The sequence below is a fragment of the Intrasporangium calvum genome (assembly GCF_028446585.1).
Lineage (GTDB): Bacteria > Actinomycetota > Actinomycetes > Actinomycetales > Dermatophilaceae > Intrasporangium > Intrasporangium calvum_A.
Genome location: NZ_JAPFQL010000048.1, coordinates 34,457 through 60,600 on the forward strand (window position 1 = coordinate 34,457; position 26,144 = coordinate 60,600).

Annotated in this window: 30 protein-coding genes and 2 tRNA genes; 17 read left to right on the forward strand and 15 right to left on the reverse strand. The window is 71.1% G+C overall.

From position 1 onward, the window contains the following. Nucleotides 1–15: 15 nt before the first annotated feature. Genes OO014_RS11930 through OO014_RS11940 form a run of 3 tightly spaced genes read right to left on the reverse strand, consistent with a single transcriptional unit; the run spans nt 16 to nt 1,888 of the window. Complete coding sequence (locus OO014_RS11930; protein WP_272462542.1) at nt 16–639, reverse strand: peroxiredoxin family protein; 624 nt, start codon at nt 637–639, stop codon at nt 16–18. Then, nucleotides 636–1,562 carry a cytochrome c biogenesis CcdA family protein gene (locus tag OO014_RS11935; protein WP_272462543.1) on the reverse strand — a complete coding sequence of 309 codons (927 nt, stop codon included), beginning with the start codon at nt 1,560–1,562 and terminating at the stop codon, nt 636–638. Before OO014_RS11935 ends, OO014_RS11930 begins: the two co-directional genes overlap by 4 nt. Then, nucleotides 1,562–1,888, reverse strand: a complete 327-nt coding sequence (locus OO014_RS11940; protein ID WP_272462544.1) for a glutaredoxin — start codon at nt 1,886–1,888, stop codon at nt 1,562–1,564. The genes OO014_RS11935 and OO014_RS11940 overlap by 1 nt, the downstream gene beginning before the upstream one ends. 176 nt (nt 1,889–2,064) lie before the next feature. On the opposite strand from OO014_RS11940, the gene OO014_RS11945 reads away from it, so the two are divergent. Continuing rightward, complete coding sequence (locus OO014_RS11945) at nt 2,065–2,517, forward strand: hypothetical protein (RefSeq protein WP_272462545.1); 453 nt, start codon at nt 2,065–2,067, stop codon at nt 2,515–2,517. 70 nt (nt 2,518–2,587) lie between these two features. Here the strand turns inward: OO014_RS11945 and OO014_RS11950 are convergent, their stop codons facing one another. The 4 genes from OO014_RS11950 to OO014_RS11965 all read right to left on the reverse strand — a co-directional run bounded on the left by OO014_RS11950 (nt 2,588) and on the right by OO014_RS11965 (nt 4,353). Next, entirely contained in the window at nt 2,588–2,812 is a 225-nt protein-coding gene (locus OO014_RS11950) for a zf-HC2 domain-containing protein (RefSeq protein ID WP_272462546.1), read from the reverse strand. Next, complete coding sequence (locus OO014_RS11955) at nt 2,812–3,624, reverse strand: prolipoprotein diacylglyceryl transferase (RefSeq protein ID WP_272462547.1); 813 nt, start codon at nt 3,622–3,624, stop codon at nt 2,812–2,814. Before OO014_RS11955 ends, OO014_RS11950 begins: the two co-directional genes overlap by 1 nt. A gap of 61 nt (nt 3,625–3,685) precedes the next feature. Then, a complete protein-coding gene (locus OO014_RS11960; RefSeq protein ID WP_272462548.1) occupies nt 3,686–3,958 on the reverse strand; it encodes a hypothetical protein in 273 nt (90 codons plus the stop codon). A gap of 143 nt (nt 3,959–4,101) precedes the next feature. Continuing rightward, nucleotides 4,102–4,353 carry an SHOCT domain-containing protein gene (locus tag OO014_RS11965; protein WP_272462549.1) on the reverse strand — a complete coding sequence of 84 codons (252 nt, stop codon included), beginning with the start codon at nt 4,351–4,353 and terminating at the stop codon, nt 4,102–4,104. Nucleotides 4,354–4,522: 169 nt separating this feature from the next. Between OO014_RS11965 and OO014_RS11970 the strand changes: the two genes are divergently transcribed. Beyond that, nucleotides 4,523–5,257, forward strand: coding sequence for a response regulator transcription factor (locus tag OO014_RS11970; protein WP_272462550.1), 735 nt, complete (start codon nt 4,523–4,525; stop codon nt 5,255–5,257). 38 nt (nt 5,258–5,295) lie between these two features. Beyond that, a complete protein-coding gene (locus tag OO014_RS11975; protein ID WP_272462551.1) occupies nt 5,296–6,408 on the forward strand; it encodes a sensor histidine kinase in 1,113 nt (370 codons plus the stop codon). 39 nt (nt 6,409–6,447) lie between these two features. Here OO014_RS11975 and OO014_RS11980 read toward each other — a convergent pair whose 3' ends face one another. Beyond that, complete coding sequence (locus OO014_RS11980; RefSeq protein ID WP_272462552.1) at nt 6,448–8,007, reverse strand: multicopper oxidase family protein; 1,560 nt, start codon at nt 8,005–8,007, stop codon at nt 6,448–6,450. A gap of 291 nt (nt 8,008–8,298) precedes the next feature. Here OO014_RS11980 and OO014_RS11985 point away from each other — a divergent pair, with 291 nt between their 5' ends. The 3 genes from OO014_RS11985 (at nt 8,299) to OO014_RS11995 (ending at nt 13,040) form a co-directional block, all read left to right on the forward strand. Next, nucleotides 8,299–11,112, forward strand: coding sequence for a heavy metal translocating P-type ATPase (locus OO014_RS11985; protein ID WP_272462553.1), 2,814 nt, complete (start codon nt 8,299–8,301; stop codon nt 11,110–11,112). Between the two features lie 67 nt (nt 11,113–11,179). After that, nucleotides 11,180–11,473, forward strand: a complete 294-nt coding sequence (locus OO014_RS11990; RefSeq protein ID WP_272462554.1) for a metal-sensitive transcriptional regulator — start codon at nt 11,180–11,182, stop codon at nt 11,471–11,473. A gap of 91 nt (nt 11,474–11,564) precedes the next feature. Beyond that, nucleotides 11,565–13,040, forward strand: a complete 1,476-nt coding sequence (locus OO014_RS11995) for a methyltransferase (protein ID WP_272462555.1) — start codon at nt 11,565–11,567, stop codon at nt 13,038–13,040. Between the two features lie 33 nt (nt 13,041–13,073). Here OO014_RS11995 and OO014_RS12000 read toward each other — a convergent pair whose 3' ends face one another. From OO014_RS12000 to OO014_RS12010, 3 genes are all read right to left on the reverse strand, one after another. After that, nucleotides 13,074–13,946, reverse strand: a complete 873-nt coding sequence (locus OO014_RS12000; RefSeq protein ID WP_272462556.1) for an aminodeoxychorismate lyase — start codon at nt 13,944–13,946, stop codon at nt 13,074–13,076. 112 nt (nt 13,947–14,058) lie between these two features. After that, nucleotides 14,059–14,418: a DsrE/DsrF/TusD sulfur relay family protein gene (locus tag OO014_RS12005; RefSeq protein ID WP_272462557.1), complete on the reverse strand. Its 360-nt coding sequence runs from the start codon at nt 14,416–14,418 to the stop codon at nt 14,059–14,061. A 23-nt stretch (nt 14,419–14,441) separates the two neighbouring features. Further along, a complete protein-coding gene (locus OO014_RS12010; RefSeq protein ID WP_272462558.1) occupies nt 14,442–15,122 on the reverse strand; it encodes a PIG-L deacetylase family protein in 681 nt (226 codons plus the stop codon). A 245-nt stretch (nt 15,123–15,367) separates the two neighbouring features. On the opposite strand from OO014_RS12010, the gene adhP reads away from it, so the two are divergent. Both adhP and OO014_RS12020 read left to right on the forward strand, forming a co-directional pair. Continuing rightward, nucleotides 15,368–16,378, forward strand: coding sequence for an alcohol dehydrogenase AdhP (gene adhP / locus OO014_RS12015; RefSeq protein WP_272462578.1), 1,011 nt, complete (start codon nt 15,368–15,370; stop codon nt 16,376–16,378). A 112-nt stretch (nt 16,379–16,490) separates the two neighbouring features. After that, nucleotides 16,491–17,111, forward strand: coding sequence for a peptidase inhibitor family I36 protein (locus OO014_RS12020; protein ID WP_272462559.1), 621 nt, complete (start codon nt 16,491–16,493; stop codon nt 17,109–17,111). Nucleotides 17,112–17,114: 3 nt separating this feature from the next. Here OO014_RS12020 and OO014_RS12025 read toward each other — a convergent pair whose 3' ends face one another. The 3 genes from OO014_RS12025 to OO014_RS12035 form a co-directional block, all read right to left on the reverse strand. Beyond that, on the reverse strand, nt 17,115–18,104 hold the full coding sequence (locus OO014_RS12025) for a hypothetical protein (protein WP_272462560.1): 990 nt from the start codon (nt 18,102–18,104) through the stop codon (nt 17,115–17,117). Then, nucleotides 18,101–18,736 carry an RNA polymerase sigma factor gene (locus tag OO014_RS12030; RefSeq protein ID WP_272462561.1) on the reverse strand — a complete coding sequence of 212 codons (636 nt, stop codon included), beginning with the start codon at nt 18,734–18,736 and terminating at the stop codon, nt 18,101–18,103. The genes OO014_RS12025 and OO014_RS12030 overlap by 4 nt, the downstream gene beginning before the upstream one ends. Nucleotides 18,737–18,937: 201 nt before the next feature. After that, nucleotides 18,938–19,132, reverse strand: a complete 195-nt coding sequence (locus tag OO014_RS12035; protein WP_272462562.1) for a CsbD family protein — start codon at nt 19,130–19,132, stop codon at nt 18,938–18,940. A 113-nt stretch (nt 19,133–19,245) separates the two neighbouring features. Here OO014_RS12035 and OO014_RS12040 point away from each other — a divergent pair, with 113 nt between their 5' ends. The 9 genes from OO014_RS12040 (at nt 19,246) to OO014_RS12080 (ending at nt 24,863) form a co-directional block, all read left to right on the forward strand. Next, nucleotides 19,246–20,211 (forward strand): cation diffusion facilitator family transporter, encoded by a 966-nt coding sequence (locus tag OO014_RS12040; protein WP_272462563.1) that lies wholly within the window; start codon nt 19,246–19,248, stop codon nt 20,209–20,211. After that, nucleotides 20,208–20,720: a methylated-DNA--[protein]-cysteine S-methyltransferase gene (locus OO014_RS12045; RefSeq protein WP_272462564.1), complete on the forward strand. Its 513-nt coding sequence runs from the start codon at nt 20,208–20,210 to the stop codon at nt 20,718–20,720. The genes OO014_RS12040 and OO014_RS12045 overlap by 4 nt, the downstream gene beginning before the upstream one ends. A gap of 91 nt (nt 20,721–20,811) precedes the next feature. Further along, a complete protein-coding gene (locus tag OO014_RS12050) occupies nt 20,812–21,312 on the forward strand; it encodes an RNA polymerase sigma factor (protein ID WP_272462565.1) in 501 nt (166 codons plus the stop codon). Further along, nucleotides 21,305–21,922, forward strand: a complete 618-nt coding sequence (locus OO014_RS12055) for a methylated-DNA--[protein]-cysteine S-methyltransferase (RefSeq protein WP_272462566.1) — start codon at nt 21,305–21,307, stop codon at nt 21,920–21,922. Before OO014_RS12050 ends, OO014_RS12055 begins: the two co-directional genes overlap by 8 nt. A 210-nt stretch (nt 21,923–22,132) precedes the next feature. Next, nucleotides 22,133–22,636: a SigE family RNA polymerase sigma factor gene (locus tag OO014_RS12060; protein ID WP_272462567.1), complete on the forward strand. Its 504-nt coding sequence runs from the start codon at nt 22,133–22,135 to the stop codon at nt 22,634–22,636. Then, the gene (locus tag OO014_RS12065) at nt 22,633–23,475 is read left to right on the forward strand and encodes a hypothetical protein (protein ID WP_272462568.1); all 843 of its coding nucleotides are present in this window, start codon (nt 22,633–22,635) and stop codon (nt 23,473–23,475) included. Before OO014_RS12060 ends, OO014_RS12065 begins: the two co-directional genes overlap by 4 nt. Nucleotides 23,476–23,576: 101 nt before the next feature. Continuing rightward, complete coding sequence (locus OO014_RS12070) at nt 23,577–24,623, forward strand: PHP domain-containing protein (RefSeq protein ID WP_272462569.1); 1,047 nt, start codon at nt 23,577–23,579, stop codon at nt 24,621–24,623. A 71-nt stretch (nt 24,624–24,694) separates the two neighbouring features. Beyond that, nucleotides 24,695–24,767, forward strand: a tRNA-Glu gene (locus OO014_RS12075). Nucleotides 24,768–24,789: 22 nt separating this feature from the next. Then, nucleotides 24,790–24,863 (forward strand) — tRNA-Asp (locus OO014_RS12080). Nucleotides 24,864–24,948: 85 nt separating this feature from the next. Here OO014_RS12080 and OO014_RS12085 read toward each other — a convergent pair. Beyond that, nucleotides 24,949–26,097: a PucR family transcriptional regulator gene (locus OO014_RS12085; RefSeq protein ID WP_272462570.1), complete on the reverse strand. Its 1,149-nt coding sequence runs from the start codon at nt 26,095–26,097 to the stop codon at nt 24,949–24,951. Between the last annotated feature and the right edge of the window lie 47 nt (nt 26,098–26,144).

The following is a 26,144-nucleotide window of genomic DNA, read 5'->3' on the forward strand; positions in this document are numbered from 1 at the left end:
CTGTGGTCCGGGCGGTCAGAGTCGGCTGCGGACCTCCTGGAGCAGCTCCGCGGGCGCGACGTACATCGACGGGTAGTTGCCGAACCAGCGCTGGACGCCGTCCTTGTCGATGAGCACGAAGCCGTGGCCCGGAAGGCCCTCGTGCATCCCCGTCCCCAAGGTGCCGTACGCCTTGGAGACTGTCCCGTCGTCGAGGAGGTACGGGGTCTTCACCCTGAAGTACTGGAGGTCAGGGGCGATCTGCTCGACCTTGTTCATCACGATGGGCAGCACCGTGATCCCCGACGCCTGGAACGCGGCATCCTTCTCGATCTCCGCCATCTGCGCGGTGCACGACCCGCACCCCGCGCCCTCGTTGAAGTAGAGCAACACCGGCTTGCCGCGGTAGTCGGAGAGCGACACCGTCGTGCCCGCCGTGGTGCTCAGGGTGAACGGCGGCGCCGTCGTCTCGGTCGACTCGCTGGTCGGCGCTGCCTGCACCAGTGCGAGCGTGATGAGGCCCAGAACCACCACGCCGAGGGCAGCCGAGAGGAGCCGGCGGGTTCTCTTGCGGCGCGCCAGCCGCTCCCGTTCGGCCTTGGCACGCACCTCGTGGGCGTGGTGGGCGGCGCTGCTGCTCGTCGTGGTCTTCCCGGTCACTTCGGCGCCCCTTCAGGTGTGTGGTGGTGCTGATGGTCGGTGTGGCACGCCGGCGGCTCGGCCGTGCCACGGTCGCGCAGCGTCGCCCAGACGAACACGGCGACCAGGCCGAACAGCCCGAGCCCCAGGACCGGCTCGGGCACCGGGTCGAGCCATTCGAGGATCCGGCCCGCCGCCCGGCTGAGCCCGGCGCCGGCCGCGTACTGCGCATCGGTGCCGCGCGTCATGTCCGGCGAGCCGGCGAGACCGATGACGGCGATACCCATGACCGTGAACGCGACGGCCACGGCCAGGTTGACGGTGTTGGTCCGTAGGGAGCGGGCGCCCAGCCGCAGGCTGACCGGCTTCGCCCGGAGCCAACGCCGCTCGGCCAGGTGCGCCTTGTCCCAGACCAGGGCCATGACGAAGAGAGGCAGCACCATGCCGAAGACGAAGGACAGCCCCAGCCCCACGCCACCCACAGCCGAGCCGGAGAGCGCCGACAGGGTCATGACGCCGGCCAGGACGGGCGCGCAGCAGCTCGACGCGATACCGGAGAAGACGCCGAGGCTGAAGAACGTCGCGCTGTCTCCTCTGGTGGTGTCGGGCGCCCGGAGAACCGACGGCATCGACCACATCCGACCCGACAGGGCGAGCAGGCCCAGTCCGATCATGAGCAGCCCGCCGCCCCAGTAGAGCGCCACGTGGTACTTGGCGATGGCCCCGGACAGCAGGCTCGCGCCCAGAGTGATCGGGACCAGGACGAGAGCCAGACCCGCGGCGAAGATGAACGTCAACGGCAGCAACCGCCACCGCTCGTTCTTGGCCGCCGCCGCGAGGTAGCTGGGGGCGAGGAAGACGATGCAGCAGGGCGCGAAGAGCGCGACTCCGCCCGCGAAGAACGCGGCGAGCACACTGCCGGTAGCCAGGAGCTCGGTTCCCATCAGGGCCTCGTCCCCGCTTCGCGGCGAGCCGCCAGGACCTTGTCGAGCTTGCGCCTCGGGAGGCGGCCGGAGCTGAGGAAGGCGCCGTCGACGAGCACCAGGGGGAACATCACCGGCCGGTGTCTCGCCACCAGCTCCCGACCGGTCGGCGTGTCCATCGGGACGACGGCCAGCGAGACCTCGTCCTGCCGACGACCCAGCTCGGCGAGCGCGTCCTCGCAGAGGAGGCAGTGCTCGGCCGTGACCACTGTGACATCGGCCGGATCCAGCCGGGCCGGTGAGGCAGGCGGCCCAGAGGGGGCGCGCCGCGACCGCGTGAGGCTCATGATGGCAGCGTCCGCCGCGCACTCCACTGTGGCGGTCAAGCGCAGGTCAAGGTTCGGTGTTCCTCGGCCCAGATCTTCTCCGCACCTTGATCCGCCATGACGGATCCATGCCCGGACTCATGGCCCAGTCTGGGGCCGATACGGCTTATCAGCAGGCTGACGACAGAGGAGACACCATGGCCGGCCACCTCTCTGACCACCCTCCCGTTGCTGTGACGGAGACGAGTGACCCTCCGGAGAGCTCCGAGGGCACCGCCCCTGATCGGGGCAAGGGCGTGTGGGCGACGGTTCGTGCCGGCATCGGGGCGGCGCTCGGCGTCCTGCCCCACCTGATGCACCACATCGGTTTCCTCGCTGGTGCCGCGGTCCTGACCGGTGCCCTCGGGAACGGAGTCCTTTATGTGGTCGGTCTGCTGATGAGCATCCCGATGCTCCGGCGGCTGCGCGCCAGGTTCCGGACCAGGTGGGCTCCGGCGATCGGCGTGGCCGTCTTCACGGCGCTCTTCTCCCTGTCCGCGTTCGTCATCGGCCCGGCCATCGGCGGTGGAGCCGAGGAGCCACCGGCCACGACACCGACACCGGCGCCGGTCGTGACCACCACTCCGGTTGACCACGAAGAGCACCACTGAGCGACGGGCGGGCCCCAGGCCCGTCGTTGGGTGGTGCTCTGGGTGTGGGGCTTCGGTGTGGTGCTCTGCGTCAGGTGCCCTCTGGCGGGGCCGGTCGAGCCCGGTAACCCGTTCCATGGCCCAGTCCGGCAAGGCGGTCGAGCAGACCCGGGAGGTCTGCGAACGTGGCGAGCTCGTCGCCACACGCCGGGCAGCGACGGAGGTGCTCACGGCACGCCGTGACGTCTGCGACAGACAGGCCGCCCAGCACGAACGCTCCGAGCAGCAGGTGCTCCTCAGCGGTGCAGGTCGGCATCAGGCCACCCCTGAGTCCTGGCGGATGTGCGGTCCCGGGACGCCCTCGGGCGTGACCGAGCGCTGGTCGCCGACGGGTCGCTTGGTCTGCCGCCCGCCGACCCGCACCGCGAGGGCCACCCCGACAGCGACACCCACGAGAGCCCACAGCTGCGGCTGCGTCAGGCCCAGCACCGTCACGTCGTTGGTGCGCAGGAACTCGACGAGGAACCGCGCCACTCCGCTCAGGACGAGATACCAGGCGAAGACCACGGGCCCGTTACGCCGCCGGCCCAGCCACCAGAGGATCCCGGCGATGAGCAGGGCACCGGCGGCCTCGTAGAGCGGCGTCGGGTGGACCGGAACGTCGGTGGAGACCACGCCGTTGGGGAACGTCATCCCCCAGGGCAGGGTCGTCGGCCGACCGAAGGTGCCGTCGCCCGCCACGAGACAGCCGAGGCGGCCGATCGCGTAGGCCACCGACAGCGGCACGGCCAGCGCACCCGCCACGAAGCCGAGGGGCAGGTCCCACTTCCGGATCATCACCAGGGCCGCCACGGTGGCAGCGAGGAAGCCGCCATACCAGGTGAATCCCATGCCACCGAAGTCGTGCATCGTCAGCGTGGGCAGCTGCTCCAGCAGGTAGTAGACCTTGGCGCCGGCGAAGCCCCAGACGGTCACCCAGAGCACCATCGAGTACGCCTGGTCCCGGTTCAGCCCGCCCCGTTCGAAGGCGCGGGCGAGCAGGAGGGCCGCGACCCAGGCGGCGAGCACCTTGCTGACGCCGTAGGTCTGGACATCGAAGCCGAGGACGGAGAAGAGGATCGGACGCATGTGGGCAGCTCCAGGGAGGTCGAGATGGCTCACCAGATGGTGCGGGCAGGGGCCGTCGCGGTCAGTCAGACGGATCGTGTGGTGCGTGAGGCAGCCCCAAGGCGTCCCGCTGCGGGACGGGCGAGCTGTCGGCGGGGCCGACGGCGTCCCGCTCGCGCGGCCGGCCGACACCGTGGCCAGCACCGTGGCCAGCACCGTGGCCGGCACGGCTGCCGCAGCCGCCACGCCCTCTCCTGCCGCGGTCCCGGTGTGCGAGGTGGCGGCTCAGGTGCATGGCCAGCATCACCATGACGAGCAGCGCTCCGATCCAGCCCTGCGGGAAGACGTCTCCCATCGCACTCTCCTCAGTCGCGGTGCCGTCCACTGTGGTGGCGGTCCACCTGGTCCGAGACTGCCTCCCGCCGGTGAAGGCCAACCACGGCGTTCAGTCAAGGTCGGGTCAAGAACGCCCGGCCTCGGCTGGCCGGCGACCGAGGGTCAGGGCGTGCGCGTCAGGGCGGCCCTGATGCGTTGGTACTGCTCGATGGTGATCTCGCCCTGCGCGAGCCGCTCGTCGAGCAGACGCAGGGACTCGCCGTTCCCGGACGCGGGCAGGGTGGGTCGGTCGGACCCGCCGTTGACGAGGGATCGGACAGCCACGGCGACGAGAGCCCAGACGGCCAGCACGGAGAGGACCATGGCCAACCACATCCAGCCGTCCATGCCGTGGCCGGTCCAGTCGTTCCACATGGCTGCCCCTCTCGTGACTGCGTTCGTCGTGACTGCGTTCGTCGTGATGGGACCACTCTGACCCGCTGCGGTTTGCGCCAGCACGAGATGGGGTCAAGGTTTGACGAAGAATGTCCCCGGAGCTCCCCGTGCGGGGAACCACGCTCGACCGAGACGTCAGACTGGGCCCATGCAGACATCGGGAGCAGGGTCAGCTGCCCAGGCCGCACGGGTCCTCGTCGTCGATGACGAGCGCGACATCGCCGAGCTGGTGGCCGCGCATGTGACCAAGGCCGGGTATGTCGTGGCGGAGGCCTACAGCGGCCCGGACGCCGTCGCGGCCGCCAGACAGATGGACCCAGACGTCATCGTGCTCGACCTGGGACTGCCTGGCTTCGACGGCGTCGAGGTGTGTCGCCAGGTGCGCACCTTCTCGGAGTGCTACATCCTCATGCTCACCGCCCGCGGAGACGAGATCTCCCGCGTCGTCGGCCTGTCGGTCGGCGCCGACGACTACATCACCAAGCCGTTCAGCGCCCTCGAGCTGCTGGCCCGCATCCAGGCGGTGCTGCGACGCCCCTGGCGCTCGAGCCAGTCGCCGCGGGAGCAGGCGCCGGAGGAGCCACCACGAGCCTTCGGCGATCTGACGATCGACTCCAGCAGCCGGGAGGTCGAAGTCAGCGGGAGGAGGGTGGCGCTGACGCGGACCGAGTTCGACATCCTCGACGTCCTGTCCAGTCGACCTCGGCACGTCTTCTCCCGTCGCCAGATCATCGACGAGGTCTGGGACACCGGCTGGGTGGGTGACGACCACATCGTCGACGTGCACATCGGGCACCTGCGGAGCAAGCTCGACGACAGCGCCGCGACGGCCACGTACGTCGAGACCGTGCGCGGCGTCGGCTACCGCATGGGCAAGGGGTGACTCCGGTGAGAGCGCCCAGAGGGCTAGCCTCCCGGTTGATGCTCGCGCAGGTTCTGGTGCTCGCCGCGAGCATCCTGACCGCTGGGCTCGTAGCCCTTCTCGTCGGCCCCTCCCTCTTCCACCAGCACCTCCTGGCGTCGGGGCACACCGACAGCTCGCCCGAGCTGGTCCATATCGAGCGGGCCTACCGCGACGCCTCAGTGGTCTCGCTCGGAGTAGCCCTGATCATCGCGCTTGCCTGCGCCGCGGCGGTGACCTGGTACGTCACTCGCCGGCTGCAGGCTCCCCTGACAGCGCTGACCCAGGCGGCCACGGAGATCTCCCGAGGCCACTTCGAGGCGCGGGTCTCCGAGTGGGGCTCGGGCCCCGAGCTCGACACGCTCGGGGCCGCTTTCAACCTCATGGCCAGCCAGCTGGAGCAGACCGAGGACACGCGACGACGGCTGCTGTCCGACCTCGCTCACGAGATGAGGACGCCGATCACGACGCTGAAGCTGTCGACCGAGGGGTTGCGGACCGGCGTCAGGGCCTGGGACGAGCACACCGACCGGGTCATGACCGACGCGACCGAGCGACTGGCGCAGCTGAGCGCGGACATGGACGACGTATCACGCGCGGAGGAGGGACGCCTCGCGCTCGAGCTCGACGCCGTGCCGGTCGGCGACCTCGTCTGGTCCGCCGGCGAGGGGCAGCGGGAGGCGTATGCCCGCCGCGGGGTGAACCTCGTTGCCGACGCCCAGAGCGCGCCCGGTGCGACGGTCCAGGTCGACCGTCGCCGGATGGGCCAGGTCCTCGACAACCTGCTCGGCAATGCCTTGCGGCACACGCCCTCGGGCGGCTCGGTTCGCCTCTACGCCCGCCAGACCTCGAACGAGGTCGAGATCGTGGTCGCGGACAACGGCGAGGGCATCACGCCCGAGCAGCTGCCTCATGTGTTCGAGCGGTTCTACCGCGGGGACTCCGCCCGGGACCGCGACCGGAGCGGATCCGGCATCGGGCTCACCATCAGCCGAGCGATCGTCGACGCCCACGGTGGCGGCCTGACCGCGTCGAGCAGCGGCCCCGGGCGGGGAGCCACCTTCACGGTGGCTCTCCCACTGCGGACCACCAGCTTGCTCAAGCGCTCGGCCACCGCGCGGACCGAGACCTGACCGCGCCCCAGACCTCTCGACGGGCCCTCCGGCTGGAGGTCACTGACCCGACTTCTCGTAGCTGAGCTTGATCATCATCCCCGCCTCGGCGTGGTAGATGTTGTGGCAGTGGATCATCCAGTCGCCGGGGTTGTCCGCGTCGAGCTCGATGGGGCGGGACTCCATGGGCCGCAACAGCACCGTGTCCTTGCGCAGCCCGGAGTCCGCGAGCGCGAAGGTGTGGCCGTGCAGGTGGACGGGGTGGGTCATCATCGTGCGGTTGACGACGTTGATGCGTAGGCGCTGGCCCTCCTTGACGGACAACGGCGCGTTCTTGCCGAAGGGAGCGCCGTTCATTCCCCACTGGTAGGGCTGCATCTGTCCGTCCAGGGTGAGGTCGACGGTGGCGTCGGGAGCGCGCCGGTCGAGGCGGGCCGACTCGGCGGGGCGCAGATCGGACCCGAGCAGGACCCGTGCGGCGGGGACCGGCTCGAGCCGGTCCACGGTGGGCGCGGTCCCGGATGCTGTGCGCACCAGCGCCATGGCGTCGCCCTGCTTCCCGAAGGGAGCCGCATGCAAGGGGAACACACCCTCCGCGAGGGTGACGGTCACGTCGTAGCGCTCCCCCATCCCGATGTAGAGCGCCCGCGTCTCGACCGGGACCACGGGAAAGCCGTCGCTGTGCGTCACGGTCAGGTCATGGCCGCCGAGTGCAACGCTGAAGATCGTGTCCGAGGCCGCGTTGATGATCCGGATGCGGACTCGCTGGCCGGGCTTCGCGGTGAAGGTCTCGGGCGCAGTCGGGAGCCGTCCGTTGACGAGGTAGTAGGGGTAGGCGACGTCGCCCGCGTCGCCGAACGGGTCGGCCCCCATCGGCATCGACCCGTGGTCCATGTCGCCCATCCCGGTCGAGCCGCTACCGGTCGCGCCGCTGCCCATGGACCCGTGGTCCATCGACCCGTGGCCCATGCCCATGGCGCCGCCGTCACCCAGGAGCTTCTCGAGGATGTCGTCGGGGGTGGTCCCGGTGCCGTCGATCCAGTCGTCGAGGACGACGACCCACTCCGCGTCATAGCCGCCGGGCTCCTGCGGGTCGTCGATGATGAGCGGCGCGTAGAGGCCGCGGTCGAGCTGGGCTCCGGTATGCGGGTGGAAGAAGTAGGTGCCGGGGTCGGGAGCCGTGAACTCGTAGACGTACGTCGTGCCGGCCTTGATGGGGTCCTGGGTGACCCCCGGGACCCCGTCGGCGGCCGGCCGCAGCCGGATCCCGTGCCAGTGCACCGAGGTGTCGGTGGGCAGCCGGTTGTCCACCGACACGCGCAGGAGATCACCGGCGGACGCCCTGATCACCTGGCCGGGCAGCCGGTCTCCGTAGGCCCACGTCCGGACCGTCAGCCCTCCGAGGTCGAGATCGACCGGCTGCGGAGTCAGTGCCGCGGTGACCACCCGTTGCCCGCCCGTCGGAGCCAGGGAGGTCGGTGGGCCGAAGGTCGGAGCCGGTGCGGGTCCGCCCGGGGACACCGATTCGGCGCAGGCCGTCAGGGCTCCCATTCCGGCGATGCCCAGGCCACCGAGGATGGCGGAGCGGCGACTGACAAGGGGGTGGGAGATCCGGCGCATGGGGTGGAGGAGTCCTTCCAGACAGGGGTGACCAAGGCGACCAAGCCTCACAGGGCCGAGTCAGCGTCCTGTTCAGGAACCCTCAAGATTCGGTCAAGATCAGTCGTTCTCGACCCAGCCCGCTTCATCGGCGGGCTGGCATCGGGAACGAGCCCAGCGGCATACGACGTCGTTGACGTGGTCTCTTCATCAGATCTTGACCCGCGCCCCTGAGACACCTCCATCTGCAGCGCCTTCACTGGTCTTGAAACCCTTACCCCCTACGGGTATGACGCAATGGAGGTGGATCGGATGAGCCTCAGTGACGGCGCCATCCTCTTGTCGGCGACCGCACTCACCGGCCTGCTCGCCTGGTACTTCTTCGCCCCGAAGAAGTCACGTCGAGCGAGCGTGGAGGACGGCATCCAGGTCGTGCAGGTGAGCGTCCGAGGCGGATACAGCCCCGACCTCATCGAGGTCCGTGCCGGCATCCCGGTGCGACTGCTCTTCGACCGGCAGGAAGCTGGCGACTGTTCCTCCCGGGTAGTCATACCCGACTTCAAGGTCAACCAGACCCTGCCGGCCTACACCACGACCGCCGTGAAGTTCACGCCCCGGGACACGGGGGAATACCAGTTCGCCTGCGGGATGAACATGTTGAGGGGGACCCTTCGCGTGGCCGGCAGTTCGTCGGCGCCGCCCACGGGGGACACCGGCACCGGCACATCCCTGGCCGTCCTGGAGCCACCGACGATGCCACCGACGACGCCACCGACGATGCCACCGACGATGCCACCGCACGACGAAACACGACAGGATCACCCCAGCGGCGCCGTCCCCGCTGCGCGACGGGAGCCGGATGAGGACGCCGAGGCGCTCGAGCGTCGAGCCGAGATCGCGGACCTGACCCGCCGGGTCGTCACGGGCGCGATCCTGACGGCACCCGTGCTGTTGGCGGTGATGGCGATCGAGCTCCTCGGTGCCACCTGGGTCCCGGAGCTCCTGATGAACCCGTGGGTCCAGCTGGCGATGATCGCCCCGGTGATGTTCTACACCGGGTGGCCGATCCACCGCACCGGCTGGCTCGCCCTGTCGCACCGGACCGCGGACATGAACTCCCTCATCACGCTGGGCACGTTCGCGGCGTTCGGGTACAGCCTGGTCGTGACGTTCGCGCCGGGGGTCCTCCCGGAGAACGTCCGCGAGGTGTACTACGAGGCTGTCGGAGTCATCATCACCCTCATCCTCTTGGGGCGGCTGCTGGAGACCAGGGCCAAGGCCGGCACGGGCGAGGCGATCCGCACCCTGATCGGGCTGCAGCCGCGCACCGCCCGCGTCGTGCGTGGCAGCGTCGAGCTGGAGGTGTCGATCGACGAGGTCGTCGTGGGTGATGTCGTCGTGGTCCGTCCCGGCGAGAAGCTGCCCGTGGACGGTCAGGTCATCGACGGCAGGTCTTCCGTGGATGAGTCGATGGTCACTGGGGAGCCGATCCCGGTCGGCAAGACCGCGGGCGACACCGTCATCGGCGCGACCATCAACCAGACCGGCTCGTTCCGCTACACCGCGACCAGGGTTGGCGGCGAGACGATGCTGGCCCAGATCATCAAGCTGGTGCGTGAGGCGCAGGGCTCAAAGGCCCCGATCCAGCGCTTGGCCGACACGGTCTCCGGCTACTTCGTCCCGGCCGTGATCGCAATCGCGATCTGGGCCTTCGTGATCTGGGCGCTGGTCGGGCCGCCGCCGGCGTTCGTCTTTGCCCTGGTCGCCGCGGTGTCGGTCCTGATCATCGCCTGCCCCTGTGCCTTGGGGCTGGCGACCCCGATGTCGATCACCGTCGGCACCGGCAAGGGCGCTGCCCATGGCATCCTGATCCGCTCCGCGGAGGCCCTCGAGACCGCCCACAAGCTGGACACCATCGTGCTGGACAAGACCGGCACCGTCACGAACGGCACGCCTGCCCTGACCGACGTCCTGCCCACCGAGGGTGTCACGCCCGAGGAGCTCCTGGCGGCCACCGCGGCCGTCGAGGCGTCCTCCGAGCACCCGCTGGCCACCGCGGTCGTGACCGGCGCCCGGGACCAGGGCCTGGCCCTTCCTGAGGTGACCGCGTTCGACTCGATCACCGGCCAAGGCGTGCGCGCTCTGGTCGCCGGGCGCGAGGTCCTGGTCGGCAACGCCCGCCTGCTGGCCGGCGCGGCAATCGACCCGGCCCCGCTGCTGGCCGACCTCGATCGGCTGGCCCGCGACGGCAAGACGCCGATCCTGGCCGCCATCGACGGCCGGCCCGCCGGCGTCATCGGGGTCGCCGACACCGTCAAGGACGGCTCCGCCGCAGCGGTCGGCGCCCTGCAGGCCCGCGGCATCGAGGTCGTCATGATGACCGGCGACAACCGAGCCACCGCAGCCGCCATCGCCCGGCAGGTCGGCATCCGCCGGGTCGTTGCCGAGGTGCTCCCCGAGCACAAGGCGGCCGAGGTGAAGCGCCTGCAGGCCGAGGGCAAGGTCGTCGGCATGGTCGGCGACGGCATCAACGACGCCCCGGCTCTGGCCCAGGCCGACGTCGGCTCGGCCATCGGGACCGGCACCGACGTCGCCATCGAGTCCTCCGACATCACGCTGATCTCCGGGGCCCTGTCGGGCGTCGTCACCGCAGTCGACCTGTCGCGGGCGACGATGCGCAACATCAAGCAGAACCTGGTGTTCGCGTTCGTCTACAACGGGCTCGGCATACCGGTCGCCGCCGGTGCCCTCTACCCCGCCTTCGGACTGACCCTCAGCCCGATGATCGCCGCGGCCGCGATGGCCCTGTCCTCGCTGTCCGTCGTCGCCAACGCCAACCGGCTCAAGACGTTCACGACCCAGCCGATCCCAGACACCTTCACGATCCCGGCCATCGACCCAGTCGTCGAGATCGGACGTGACGCGACCGAAGCACACCCCACCCCAAAGGAGCACAGCATGTCCACCACATCCACCGTCGTAGACCCCGTCTGTGGGATGACCGTCGACCCCGCGAGCGCAGCGGCCACCGTGGAACATGACGGCACGACCTACCACTTCTGCTCCACCCACTGCGCCGCCGCCTTCAAGAAGAACCCCGCCAAGTACGCAGGGGCCACCACCTGAGAAGCCCCGGTGGTGCCTGCCCGGCCACGGCGGGCACCACCGGAAACCCGCCCGCACGGAAGTGATCATGATGAGCCACGCCTCCGCAGGCTCGGGGACCGCAGACCTCCAGCCTCAGATCCTCAGCCGTCTCCACCGCATCGAGGGGCAGGTCCGCGGAATTGCCCGCATGGTCGAGCAGGACCGCTACTGCATCGACGTCCTGACCCAGGTGGCTGCTGCGACCCGCGCGCTGCAGGGCGTCGGACTGATCGTCCTGCAGGCGCACCTGCGGGACTGCCTCGACGAGGCGGACGAGTCGGATCGGGACGGCAAGGTCGCCGAGGCTTCGGAGGCCACCGCTCGTCTGGTGTTCAGTTGAGTGAGGACGCGGGCGCTCGTCGTCGACACCCCGGGGAACGTGTTTCGTGATCACGAGTCGAGTAGTTGAATCCGTCGCTATTCTCCCTCCCATGACCTCGACAGCGGAGCTGACCGCTACGTGGGCGGAGGCCACCGACCTGGTCGTGCGCAGTGACGTCATGGCCGTGGTCGTGACGATCCTCCTGATCGCCACGTGGGCGGCAGCGGGGGCCATTCGGGTGCGGGCCGCGGTTCCCGGAGCACCCCCCAGGACGTGCTTGGCTGCTGCACCGCGTCTGATGCTGGACCTGCCAGGCCGCCCTGGCCGGCAGACGGGCGGAGCGAACGCCACGGCGGGCCTGGGAGCAGCCGCCAGCTCCGTGTCCTTGCTCGTCCTCGGCTCGGGGGCCGCCGGGGCGCTGACCCTGCTTCTCACGAGAGGCCACGTCCCGCCCGGCTTCTCGGCCGTGGGTGCCGCCTCGGCGGTGGCCCTGCTCGCTGCCACAGTGTCCGGGGTGGTGGTGCGCCAGGCGCACCAGTCCAAGGAGGCAACCGGCCGCTGGCTGACCAGCCGCGGACCACACCTCGGGTTGGCCGCCCTGGTCGGGGAGCTCGCACTGGCAGGCTCCGTCGCGGCCGCGGCGCTCGCGCTCGGGCACACGGAGGGCGTTGAGATCAGCGGCCTCGAGGTCTTCGCGGCGGCAACCGTGGCGCGGCTGCTGACGCTGTTGCGCCATCCCGCCGGCGGCGCTGGTGTTGCCGATGCCGTCCTGGCCGGGCTGCTGCTCGGGATCGGCAGCTCTGCGGCGCTCGCCGTGGGCACGGTTGTCCTGTGGCGGGTGGGGATGCTGGCGGGCTGGGCTGCCTCGTCCCTCATGGCCAGACTCACCACACCCCTTGAGAATGTTGTCGCTCAGACGCTGGAGCCAAGTGGCTCCGCGCTGGGCGAGCTCCTCCATCGATCCGCCTTCCAGATCGTTGCCGCGCTCCCCGATCCTCTGGCGCGCAGGACGCGACGGTTGGTGTTCCAGGCGATGTTCAGCGGCTCCGACGACCCCTGGCAGTACGACACCATGCCCTACGAGGTGCGCAAGCGGTCGTTCCTCGTCGCGAGCGTCCCCCCGGGCGCGAGGACGATTCTGGAGGTCGGCTGCGCCGAGGGGCACAACCTCCGGGCGTGGGGCGAGGCGCACCCCGGGGCGCGGGTGGTGGGTCTGGACATCAGCGCCCGCGCGGTCGCTACGGCCCGGCTGCGGGCCAGTCACCTCCCCAACGTCTCCGTCTTCGAGAGCGACCTCTCGGGGGCCGTGGCCACCCTCACGCGGGCGGGAGCGAGTGGGATCGACGTCGTCGTGCTCGCGGAGGTCCTCTACTATCTCGGCCGCCCACACGACGTCCGCCGCCAGCTCGAACCGCTCGCCGGCGTGCTGGCCCCCGACTGCCTCGTGGTGCTGCTGCACCCGGCCGCCGACGCCAAGGCCCTGCACGCGGCCGCGTTTGCTGCGCTCGGCGCGCACGCCGAGACGAGCACGGTCATGCTGGACGACGCGCGTCCGGTCGTCCTCGAGACCGGACGCCGCACCTGAGTCGCCACGCTGACGCGACCCGGGGCGCCGGAGTCAGAAGCCGGCCCAGCCGGCCACCTGCTTGGCCAGGGCATCGTCCACGGCCAATGGCCGGGCGTCGAGCTTCGTGATGAGCACCGGTCCGCGCCCCGCCGAGACGAGCCACACCCCGTCTGCCGTGTAGAGGTCCTCGACCGGCACCAGCTCGTGGCGGGTGGGCCAGCCGTCGGCTCGGGCGGCCGCGAGCACCGCCTCCACCGTGACGGACTCGAGGATGCCCGTGTCCCCCGTCGGGGTCGTCAGCAGGGCACCGTCCCGGGCGACCAGCAGCCCTGAGGTCGGGCCGTCCAGGGCGAACCCGTCGGTGGTCGTGAAGATGACGTCGTCGGCGCCCCGACGCGCCGCCTCCCGCCGGGCGGCGACATTGACGACGTAGGACACCGTCTTGACCCCGCCGAGCAGCCAGGGTGCATCGCGGAAGGCATCCGAGGGGTGCCCCCGGGTGAGCGTCACCGCAGTGATCGTCCGGGGCGGCCCCACCTCACCGACGCAGAGATCGCGCAGGTGCTCGATGCTCAGGAAGGCGGTCGGACCGGACGACCGCCATTCGCGCCCGCGGGTCAGCACCAGCTTGAGGATCGCCTCCCCCGGCGTCGACCACGCGGCGAGCGCGGCCGCGACGAGGTCATGCCAGGCCTCCACTCCGGGGTCGTCGATCTCCAGCGCCCGGGCGGACCGGGCCAGTCGGCCGAGATGGTCGTCGAGGTCGACGACGGATGCCGTCCCGGCCTCGTCCGTCAGCACTCGGGCCGAGTCGAAGCAGCCGTCGCCGCGGGTGAGGCCGAGGTCGTCGGCGGTGACGACCGGCTGATCAGGATCCACGACCCCCTGGCCGAGCACGGCGACGACATGGGGCACCTCAGTCATGGCCCCACCCTTCCACGTCCGAGCGGGCGGTCGTGGCTCGCCCCATCACGGGCCGGGTATCGGCGCACCGTCCCGCCGAGAGGGCGATGCGCGTGGAGGTCCTGGCGCCCGCTCAGAAGGTGAGGACCTGGTCGGCCTCGACGGTCCAGGCTGCGAGCTCGTCCATCGTCGAGCGGCGCGCCTCGTCGATGAGGTGGTCCTCGGTGAGGCCCCGGGCGTCGAGGCAGGTGCCGCAACACGCGATGTCCCCGCCGTGTCGCGCGAAGCCCCGCAGCATCCGGTCGAGCGAGTAGTACCCGTCCGGTGTCTTCTGCCCGGCCACGGCGCAGGTGACGGCGTCGCCCATCAGGAAGACCCGCGGGGCACAGTCCTCGCGTCGGCTGAGGGCCCCGGCCAGACGGACCGCGTTGAAGGTCTCGTCGGCTCCGTAGGCGGGTCCGTTGATGATGATCAGGATGTTCTTGGTGGACATGCGGCCTCCATGGTTGGCAGGGTTCAGGCCTCGCCGGGCCCCCGCAGCCGGCGCAGGTGCTCTCGGTCCCCGAGCAGTTCGATGCGGCGCCACATGACGCTGCCGGGCACGGCCTGGCTCGGGTGGCAGGCGACGGCCTCGAGCTGGCGGGACCGCTCGACGGGGACGACGAGGTCGATCTCGTCATCGGCGTAGCCGTCGAACGGCGCACCGTGCTCGTCCCGCAACCGCTGGGCGACCGCCTCCGGCACCGTCCAGCCCAGCACGGGCAGGTCCAGCTCCTCCGCCGCCAGCAGGGCCGCGGCAGTGGCCTGTGCGTGGTCCGGGTGACCGGTGACGCCGTTGACGTCGAAGCCGATGAGCCCGTCCGCTGCGACCCGCCGGGCGGTGTCGATGACCTGCGCGGCGAGCGCGCTGACGGCCACGCCGGAGAGCCGGCCGTCCGGATGGGTGAGCAGCTCGACGTCGTCGACACCGAGGACGTCCGCCGCGGCGGCCAGCTCGACCCCCCGCAGCTCGAGCAGGTCGCCAGCGACGCCGTGGAGGGTGGAGGCCTCCCCCCGCGTCAGGCACAGCACCGAGACCCGTGCGCCCGCGTCGGCGAATGCGGCGAGGACCGCACCGAGCGCGAACGACTCATCGTCAGGGTGCGCCACCACGGCGAGCACCGAGCGCCATCGCGGCAGGCCACTCACCTTCGTCACACGGCGAGACTACGACATTCCATGGATGGATGGAATGTGACGTCCCTCGCAGCGCTGGGACACCGCTTGGCACCCGACCGAGCCCAGCGGCATACGACTGCCGTATGCCGCTGAGCCGGCTCCCGAGGAGACGTGTCCTCGGGTGGGGGGTGGACAGTCGGGGTGCAACGTCGTTGCAACGTTGGCCGCCCTAGCGTGACCGCACCCACCACGACAACGACGTCCAAGGAAGCACCATGGGAACGATGCAAGCAGCAGTGGTCCGCGCGTTCGGCGAGGACCTGTCCATCGACACCGTCACGATCCCCACGCCCGGCCCAGGGCAGGCCCTCGTCAAGCTCGTCACGAGCGGCGTCTGCCACACGGACCTCCATGCGGCAGAAGGCGACTGGCCAGTCAAGCCCGCCCCGCCCTTCATCCCCGGCCACGAGGGCGTCGGCGAGGTCGTAGCCCTCGGTGACGGCGTCACCAACCTCAGCATCGGGCAGCTTGTCGGCAACGCCTGGCTCTTCACCGCGTGCGGCGAGTGCGAGTACTGCAACACCGGCTGGGAGACGCTCTGCGAGAGCCAGCAGAACGGCGGCTACAGCGTCGACGGCTCGTTCGGGCAGTACATGCTCGTCGACGCCCGCTACGCGGCGATCATCCCCGAGGGCTCCGACCCCGTCGAGGTCGCGCCGATCCTCTGCGCCGGCGTGACGGTCTACAAGGGCCTCAAGATGACCGAGACGAAGCCCGGGCAGTGGGTCGTCATCTCCGGCATCGGCGGCCTCGGCCACGTCGCCGTGCAGTACGCGCGGGCCATGGGGATGCGCGTCGCCGCCGTCGACATCGCCGACGACAAGCTGGCCCTCGCCAAGCAGCACGGCGCCGAGGTGACCGTCAACGCGCTCCACGGCGACCCGGCCGAGGCGATCGTCGCCCAGACCGGCGGCGCCCACGGCGTGCTCGTGACCGCGGTCCACCCGTCGGCGTTCGGCCAGGCCATCGGCATGACCCGGCGCGGCGGCACCATCGTCTTCAACGGGCTGCCGGCGGGCGACTTCCCGGCCCCGATCTTCGACATCGTCCTCAAGGGCCTCACGGTGCGGGGCTCGATCGTCGGCACCCGCCAGGACATGGCGGAGGCGCTCGACTTCTACGCCCGCGGCCTGATCCACCCCACCGTGGCGACGCGCGAGCTCGGCGACATCAACGCCGTGTTCGACGAGATGAAGCACGGCAAGATCGACGGACGGGTCGTCATCCAGTACTGACGGACTGGCACGGCCCTTGGCCGGCCCGGTGGAGAGCCGGGCCGGCCTGTCGGTCCCCGCGGTTAGTGTGGATGGTGCGCCGTTGAACACCGCCATCTACAGGGGGAAGCCGATGTCCATCCGCACACGAGTCACCAGCCTGTTCGCCGTCCTGACGGCCCTGCTTCTCCTCGGCAGCGCAGCCGCCGCAGCCGCGCCGGGCGCGACGGCCAGCCCGTCCGACCCGTCCGGCCCGCAGGCCGAGATCGACGCCTACCTGGCCGAGCACCCCGGCGGGGTGCAGGTCAGCGACAACGCCGTGGCCTACCGCGACGGTGACGTCGTCGTGGTCTTCCCGGATCCTGGCGAGGACCGCGCGCCGAACGGGCTCGGCGCCAACATCCGCACGAGCTCGCTGGCCACCGGGCTGGCCGAGGATCTCCAGGCCGCGGCCTCGTCGATCGCGGGGTGCCCCTACGACGCCTCCGACCGGTGGTACTGCTTCTACACCGACTCCGGCTTCGGCGGACGCCGGCTCCAGTTCCTCAACACGTGTGCCGACAACGCGGCTGACTGGGGTTTCAACAACTCGACGTCGTCGTGGGTCAACACCAACCCGGACAGCCGGATTGTCGCCTGGGACTACCGCGGCGGCACGGCGCTGTGGGTCGAGGACTACGGCATCTCCTCCGACAACTGGGTCGGCACGAGCGACAACGACCGGATGTCGTACTGGACCCGGACCAACTGCTAGCAGTCAGCGAAACACGACGTAGGAGATGACGGCCGGCACCTCCACGGCGAGGCGGCCGGCCCGCTCCGTGAGGACCTGCTCGGAGGCGAGCAGCCGGCCCGTCTGCGGGTCCACGATGAGGACATAGCGGGTCGGCAGGCCGGTCAGGTCGGAGTCGACGGCGAAGCCACGTCCGGACCGTCCGAGGCGGTCCGTCAGCGGACCCAACTGCCGGACGTCGCCGGCTTCGGCGAGCAGCCGCAGGGCTGCGGCGCGCGACCGCGGCCCTGGGGTCTGCTCCCTGGCGAGGTCCGTCAACGCGACGACGAGCTCGGCCGTGCCGAGGTCGTCGATGGGGTGGGCTGCGGCCAGCTGCTCGCGCAGGCCGGCCGGGTCGCCAGCCAGCCGCTCCGGGAAGATCCGCGGGGCCTGGGATCGCGGGTAGGTCTCGTCCGACTCGATCTCTCCGGGCCGCGGTATCTCCGCTGCGTTGACGTCACCAGCCACCGGCCGCCCGTACGCCGCGACACGGCGCCAGGCCCCGTCGGCCGCGACATCGAGAGACACCTCGAGGGGCACCACGGCGGACCGCACGGGCTCGCCGCCGTGGACCCGCGTCGTGAGGTCCCAGGTGGCAAAGCGGCTCCCGAGCCGCCCCCGGGCGGACGAACGCTCCGCGGCCACGGCGAGCCGGTTGAGCTCAGCCGCGGCCGGTGCCCCTGCGACGCCCGTTGCGAGCTCTCCCGTGAGCAGCGGGGGCGTGGCCGCGAAAGCCGGGGCTGCCGTGCGCCAGGGCAGCAGCGGCAGGCCCACGACCAGGGCGACGGCGATCACGCTGGCGATCCCGATGACGGCCAGTCGCCGACCGTGGGCGTGGTGGGGACGGCGAGCGGGTGCGACCGTCTCCCTGGGGAGCGTCAGGATCCTCTCGAGGTCCGCGGCTGCCCTCTCGGCATCCAGCCCCGCGAGCGGCTCCTTGACGGGGTTGAGCTCCTTCAGTGCCTGCTCGATCACGATCGACCACCCCTTTCCCGCCGGACCGGGAGGGACGCCCCCCGATCCGCTGCCGACCTACCCCTGCTCGAGGTCGTGCCCGACGACCTCGAGGTACTGGTCGAACCCCTGCGTGTGGCGCCGGCGTGGTCCACAGCTCGCCGGAGGCGCTGGCGCGCCCGGTGTAGCCGCACCCCAGCAGCGGCCACACTGCACTCCAGCGCTTCGGCGAGCTGTGCGAGAGGCAAGCCCTCCCACGCCATCAGGAGAAGGAGCTCCCGGTCGGAGTCGCTGAGCGTTGCCAGCGCCTCCGCCACCCGTTCGAGCTCGCTTCGGTCGACGGCCCGCGCGGAAGGGTCTGCCTCCCGTGCTGCCAACGCCTCCTCGACGAGATCGAGCGGGTCCGGGACGGTGGCCCGGTTCGTCGCCATGACGACGTTCCGGGCCACCCCGAAGAGCCATCCCCCGATGGGACTCGGTATGTCATCGAGGCGCCGCCAGGCGACCGTGAAGACCTCAGCCGTCACGTCGTCTGTCAGACCCCGATCCCGTAGGCGACGAGCGACGTACGCGTGGATCGGTGCGTAGTTGCTCTGGTAGATCAGCGCGAACCGTTGCTGGTCCGACGCGTCACCACCCGTCGCCATGCCCATCTGTGTCCGTCCGCGAGAAGTCTTTACACCTTTTGCGAAAAAAGATTCTCGCGCACCGCCCGACCCGCCTCAGACGCAACACACCCGCTCACCACGTGCGGGTGCCGTCTGGAGACGGCAGGTGCACGCGGTGAGCGGGTGTGTTGCAGAGGTGGTGGGCCAGGCCCCCTCCACGAAGCCCGGCCCACCAGTCGGTGGAGCTCAGCCGCGGAAGGCGTCCTTGACGTCCTCGCCCGCGTCCTTGAGCTGCTCGCCGCGCTGCTTGAGGTCGGCCTCGGCCTGGTCCCGCTGGCCCTCGGCCTCGAGGCGCTCGTTGTCGGTCAGGTCGCCGACGGCCTCCTTGGCCTTGCCGCCGAGGTCCTCGGCCATGTTCCTCGCCTTGTCAGTCGCACCCATGATCCGTTCCTTCCGTTGCGGTGGCTGGGTTGCAGACCTCCTACCCACTTGGGCGTGACCCCACACCGTGACACGGGCGGACCACTGTCAGCCTGGTTTGGCAGACTGGTCAGGTGCCCCTCGAGACCCGCGACCTGAGCCGCTTCGCGTGGTTGTCCATTGCAGCCGCGATCGCCACCATCACGCTCAAGACGATCGCCTGGCAGATCACCGGCTCGGTCGGTCTGCTCTCCGACGCGGCGGAGTCGGTCGTCAACCTCGTGGCGGCCGTGGCCGTCCTCATCGCCCTGCGGGTGGCGGCGATGCCGGCGGACAAGAACCACCACTTCGGGCACACCAAGGCCGAGTACTTCTCGGCGGCGCTCGAGGGGCTGATGATCTTCGTCGCCGCCCTCGTCATCCTCGTCACGTCAGTGGAGCGGTTCATCAACCCCCGCCCCATCGAGAACGTCGGGGTCGGCCTCGCGGTCTCCGTCGTCGCCTCGGTCGTCAACGGCGTGGTGGCGCTGATCCTCGTGCGGGCCGGTCGGCGCTACCGCTCGCTCACGCTGACCGCGGACGGCAAGCACCTCTTCACCGATGTCTGGACGTCGGCCGGCGTCATTGTCGGCGTCATCATCGTCGCGCTGACCGGGATCGACCGACTCGACCCCGTCGTCGCCTTCCTCGTCGGGCTCAACATCATCTGGACCGGCTGGAAGCTGATCCGTGAGTCGACCGAGGGCCTGATGGACGTGGCCCTGAGCAAGGAGGACAACCGGACGATCGCCGACATCCTTGCCGGGTTCGTCACCAAGGACGTCCACTTCCACGCCCTGCGCACCCGGGTCTCGGGGCACCACCGGTTCGCCGAGGTGCACGTCCTCGTCCCGGGCGAGTGGTCGGTGCAGCGGGGCCACGACCTCGTCGAGGAGGTCGAGGCTGCGCTGCAGGAGCAGTTCACGGACCTGGCCATCACCTGCCACCTCGAGCCGTCCGAGGATCCTCGGGCCTACGGCGACTACACAGCGGAGTTCCCCGTGCCGACCCACGACGACCTGCTCCGCCGGGAGCACCCGACGTCGCCCTCGGGGGCATGACCGCCCGGCACGTCGTCCTGCCGTCCCCGATCGGCGACCTCACCGTCGTCGCGACCGAGGCGGGCATCTCGCACCTGCTCATGGATGCGGCCAAGTACCGACCCGCCGATCCTGAGGTGTTCGGTCCGCCAGCGCCGCTCGACGAAGAGCCGTTCGCGTCGGCCGCCGGGCAGCTCGAGGCCTACTTCGCCGGGGAGCTGCGCGATTTCGACCTGCCGCTCGCGCCGCACGGCGACGCCTTCCACCAGCGGGTGTGGAGCCGGCTGCGCGAGATCCCCTACGGCGAGACGCGCACCTACGGCGACCTCGCCCGAGCCCTGGGCGACCGCAACCTCGCCCAGGCCGTCGGCACGGCCAACGGGCGCAACCCGATCGCCATCGTCGTGCCCTGCCACCGGGTCATCGGCAGCGACGGGTCCCTCGTCGGCTATGCCGGCGGCCTCGACCGCAAACGCTTCCTCCTCGCGCTGGAGGAGCCCGCCGCGGGCGAGGCGGGCCGGCTCTTCTGACACCTCGGCCGTATGCCGCTGGGCCGGCTCCCGCTCGCACGTCACACTGGGTGCCACCTCACATCCGCCCGACCCGGAGCGTCAACCTGGCATGAAGGAACCGTTCGAGCGCGTCGTCAGCGAGCACGGCCCCACAGTGCTGCGGGTGTGCCGCGCGACGTTGGGCCCGATGGACGCGGACGACGCGTGGTCCGAGACCTTCCTCGCCGCCCTGCGCGCCTGGCCCGACCTGCCGGAGGAAGCCAACGTCCGGGCCTGGCTCGTCACCATCGCGCACCGGAAGGCGATCGACGTGCACCGGGCGACGGGCCGTCGCGCTGTCCCCGTCGACGCCGTGCCGGAGCCCCGTGGCCCGGGCCCCCAACGGCCCGAGGACGCCCTGGCCGACGGGCGGCTCTGGCAGGCCCTCGCCGACCTCCCACCCAAGCAGCGCCAGTGCGTCGCCTACCACCACGTCGCCGGGCTCCCCTATGTCGAGGTCGCGGCCGTGGTCGGCGGCACCGAGGCCGCCGCACGCCGAGCCGCCGCCGACGGGATCGCCGCTCTCCGCCGCACCTACCTCGCACGTGAGGACGTGAGCTCTCATGCCTGACTTCACTGAACTGCTGCCCGCCGGGTTCGACCCGTCGTCCTTCGGCCCCGGGGAGGTGCCGAAGGGGCTGCGCGAGCGTCTCGTCGCCCGAGCCACGGCCGAGCACAGCCTCGATGTCGTCTACCGGGTCGTCGACTCCCCCGTCGGGTCACTGCTGCTGGCCGCCACCGAGGCCGGGCTGGTCCGCGTCGCCTACGCCGCCCAGGGCCACGACTCCGTGCTCGCGGACCTGGCGCGGCGGATCGGCCCCCGCGTGCTGCGCACCGCCGCCGGGCTCGACGAGGTGGTCGGCCAGCTCGACGCCTACTTCGCGGGGTCGCGGAGCTCGGTCGACGTGCCGCTCGACCTGCGGCTCGCCCACGGCTTCCGGCGCCAGGTGCTGGATCACCTGCGCGCGATCCCGGCCGGCCGGACCGAGACGTACGCCGAGGTGGCCCGCAGCGCTGGAAGTCCCCGTGCAGTCCGGGCGGTCGGCTCCGCCTGCGCGTCCAATCCGGTGCCCATCGTCGTCCCCTGCCACCGCGTCGTCCGGACCGACGGCTCGATGGGCGGCTACGTCGGCGGTTCCGAGGCCAAGGCCTGGCTCCTCGCCCGCGAAGCCGCCGCCTGACCCCACCCCGCCAGCCCCACCCCCCACCCCCCACCCCCCGGTTCGAGGTATTGATCGACCCCCGGTGGTCGAGGAATACCTCGAACGGGGCTTGGCGGGCGGGGCTGGCGGGTGGGGGATGCAACGGTTGGCGCGCCTCACGGGTCTGATCCGGTGTACGACACTGGAATCCAGCCCATCACCGCACCGCACCACGCCCCGGGGAGCCGCATGAGACGCACCGACGAGGATGCCTTCCGCTCCTTCGTCATGGAGCGACAGACGGTGCTGCGACGCCGCGCCTTCCTGCTCTGCGGCAACTGGGCCGACGGTGACGAGCTGGTCCAGGAGGCCCTGGCGCGCGTCTACGTCGCGTGGCCGCGTATCTCGCGCGGCGCCGAGGCCGCCTACACCAGGCGCACCATGATGAACCTCTACCTCAACGACCAGCGCAAACGCCGCCGCGAGGTCCTCACCGACGAGCCTCCGGAGCCAGCCCTCACGGACCACGACCGCGAGCTCGCCCTCACTCTCACGGCCCTGCTCAAGGACCTGCCCGACAAGCAGCGCGCCGTCATCGTCCTCCGCTTCTGGGAGGACCTCACCGTCCCGCAGATCGCCGAGTGCACCGGCGTCGCCGAGGGGACCATCAAGAGCCAGATCTCGCGAGGCATCGCCGTCCTCCGGGAGCGGCTCGCCGAACCGCCCCTCACCGGAGCAGGAGCAGTCCCATGACGCGTCCGGACCAGAGTGAGCAGCAGCTGAGAAGGGTGCTGGGCACCATGAACGACCTCGAGCCACCCACTGACGAGCTCTTCGCGCAGCGCGCCGTCGTCCGCGGCCGCGCCCGCACCTACCGCCGCCGCGACGCGCTCGTCGGGGTGGCAGCGGCGCTCGTCGTCGTGGCCGGGGGCGGCGGCACCTGGGTGCTCCAGAACGGCCTGCCGTCGGCCTCGACGCCGTTCCCGGCCAGCCTGGCCGGCAGTGGAGCCGAACAGGCCGAGGACGGGGCGGCGCGCGGCGCGGCCGGCGGCTACGCGAGCCCCGAGGCCCCCGGTGTGCTGTCGGACCCGAACGGCATGCCCCCGGCGCGGGACGACAGCGGCTGGTTCGTCGGCCCGATGACCCCGCAGCGGGCGGCCTTCGAGTCGATCGTCCCCGACCTGACCACGACCTGGGCCGGCACCTTCTCCGGGGCCTACGCCACCGACCCGGCCAACACGACCATCGTCGTCGCCGTCACCGAGGCAGACCCGGCACTGGAGGACCGCGTTCGCGGCGCCATGCCCGCCCCTGACGACGTCGAGTTCGTGCCCGCCGAGCACTCCTACGCCGACAAGACGGCGCTGGCCGACCGGATCCGGGCCGAGTCCGAGTCGCTGCGCCAGGACGGCATCACCGTCGCCAGCGTCGCGCAGGACTACCGTGCCGACCGCGTCGTCGTCGCGGCCCACGGGGTCGACGTCGCGCAGCGCCTCGCCGACCGCTACGGCGCCGACTGGGTCAGCGTCACCGTGCTCCCCGAGGCTCCCGGCACGCTCCCCGACGGCACGGTCCCGACCATCCAGCGCTGACACGCCCGGACCGCAGGTGCCCCTGACCCGGCCTCCCACTCCACCGGCGGGGGCACCTGCCGAGCCCAGCGGCATACGGCAGCTGCACCTACGATCGGCCCATGGAGGCACCCACCGCGCCACAGGCGCCGATGAGCCCGCAGGACGCCCTGCGCCGCGTCGGGTTCCTGCTCGAGCGAGCGCGCGAGAGCCCCTACCGCGTCGCGGCGTTCCGGCGGGCCGCCGAGGCGATCCGGCTCGTCCCCGAGGAGGAGCTGCGCGAGCGCGCCGCCGCGGGGACGCTCAAGCAGATCAAGGGGATCGGCGACTCGAGCGCGGCGATCATCGGGCAGGCGCTGCGCGGGGTCGTGCCCGCCTACCTCGCGACGCTCGAGGAGCAGCACGGGGCGCCGCTCAGCTGGGACGGGGCGGAGCTCTACGCCGCCGTCGTCGGCGATCTGCACGTCCACTCCAACTGGAGCGACGGCGGCAGCCCCATCGACGAGATGGTCCTCACCGCCGTCGAGCTGGGGCAGGACTGGATGGCCCTGACCGACCACTCCCCTCGCCTCACGATCGCCAACGGGCTCTCGCGTGAGCGGCTCGCCCAGCAGCTGACCCACGTCGACGCGATCAACGCCACGCTCGCCGGCACGTTCCGCCTGCTCAAGGGGATCGAGGTCGACATCCACCTCGACGGGACGCTCGACCAGGACCCCGACATGCTCGACCAGCTCGACGTCGTCACCGCCTCGGTCCACTCGAAGCTCCGCCAGCCGGCCTACGAGATGACGGCGCGCATGCTCGCCGCCGTGCGCAACCCGCGCACCAACGTGCTCGGCCACTGCACCGGGCGGCTCGTCACCGGCGGCCGGGGCAAGCGGCCGGAGTCGCAGTTCGACGCCGAGAAGGTCTTTCGCGCCTGCCTCGAGCACGACGTCGCCGTCGAGATCAACTCGCGGCCCGAGCGGCAGGACCCGCCCGACGAGCTCATCGAGCTGGCCCGCGATCTCGGTTGCCTGTTCTCGATCAACTCCGACGCCCACGCGCCTGGCCAGCTGGACATGAAGCTGCTCGGCTGCGAGCGCGCCGAACGGCACGGCATCCCCGCCGAACGCATCGTGACGACGTGGCCCGTCGAGGACGTCGTGGCGTGGGCCAAGGGCTGACCGAGCCGATTTGGTGGCGCGCCGAAACTCCCCTATAGTTTCGACGTCCCAAGCGGATAGGTCGGGATTCCGTCCCCATCGTCTAGCGGCCTAGGACTCCGCCCTTTCACGGCGGCAGCACGGGTTCGAATCCCGTTGGGGATACGCACGACAAACTACATATCATGGCCCCGTAGCGCAGTTGGTTAGCGCGCCGCCCTGTCACGGCGGAGGTCGCCGGTTCGAGCCCGGTCGGGGTCGCCCAGAAGGAGGGCGCCGCTCCATGAGGAGCGGCGCCTTTCGCATACCCACCTCTCGTATGCCGCTGAGCTCGCTCCCGCCCGGATCAGCGGTGGCCGGCCCGCAGGACCAGCTCGAGCTCGAACCGCGCCTCCGGATCGTCGAAGGCCTCGCCGAAGAGCTCCTTGAGCTGCCCGACCCGGTAGCCGACCGTCTGCTGGTGCACGAAGAGCTCGGCAGCGATCGGCGCACGTTGCCCCTGGTGCCGCAGCCAGGCCAGCAGCGTCTCGACCAGCCGGGCCCGGACGGCCGGTCGCAGGCCGTCGAGCGGGGCCAGGCGACGGCGGGCCAGGTCGGCGGTGGCGAGCGGTTCGGCATGGACGACGAGCTCGGCCAGGTGGTCCTCGACCCAGACGGGCAGGTCCCCCTCCCCCGCGGGCCCGCCCAGCCCGTGGGCCGCGGCCGACACGGCCAGGTGCAGCGACTCGGCCGCCTGCTGCCACGGGCGCTCGGGGCCGATGATCGCCTGACGTCCGCGGAGTGCCCGGTTGAGCTCCCTGGCCCGGGCGGTCCGGTTGCCGATCGGCATGATGACCGCCGCCTCCGTCCCACGTTCCGCGACGAGGGCATCCGGTCCGAGGGCCGCCCGCACGCCCTCGAGCCGGCTCGGCGGGAGGGTGGCGACGACCAGGACCTCGGGCAACGTCCAGCCGAGCGCGGTCGCGGCTCGCGTCACACCGGTCTCAGGGTCGCCGCGCAGGATCATCTCGAGCAGCTCACCCCGGCGCCGCTGGTGCTCGCCGGCCCGCTCGGACTGCTCCAGCGCGTAGCCCTGGGCGCTCACGGCCGAGAGCTCGTCGATGTAGGCGAAGAGGGACTCGCCGAGCGCCAGGATGACGTCCGGCGCGAGCTGCGACACATCCACCGTGCGCGAGATCGCCCGGAGCGTGACCCGCGCGCCGTAACGGTAGGCCGACAGGAGCGACTCGAGGCTGCGGCCGGACCTGACCTCGCCCCGGCCGAGGTTCTCGTAGATCCAGGCCCCGTCCTCGGACAGGGCCGGCAGTCGGGTGCCGGGCAGGTCGAGGAAGCGGTTCAGGGCCACCGTGACCCCTTGCCGGACGCCTTGACCGAAGCGCCCCTCCAGCGGCATCGCATACACGGGCACGTCCCGCGGGATGCCGTCGATGATCGCCTCGACGACCTCGCCGACGACCGGGCGGAGGACCTCACCGATTTCGGCGGGGAGAGACAACCATGGTGGGTCAGAAGTGGCCTGCGGCACCCCGGGCTCCCTGTTTT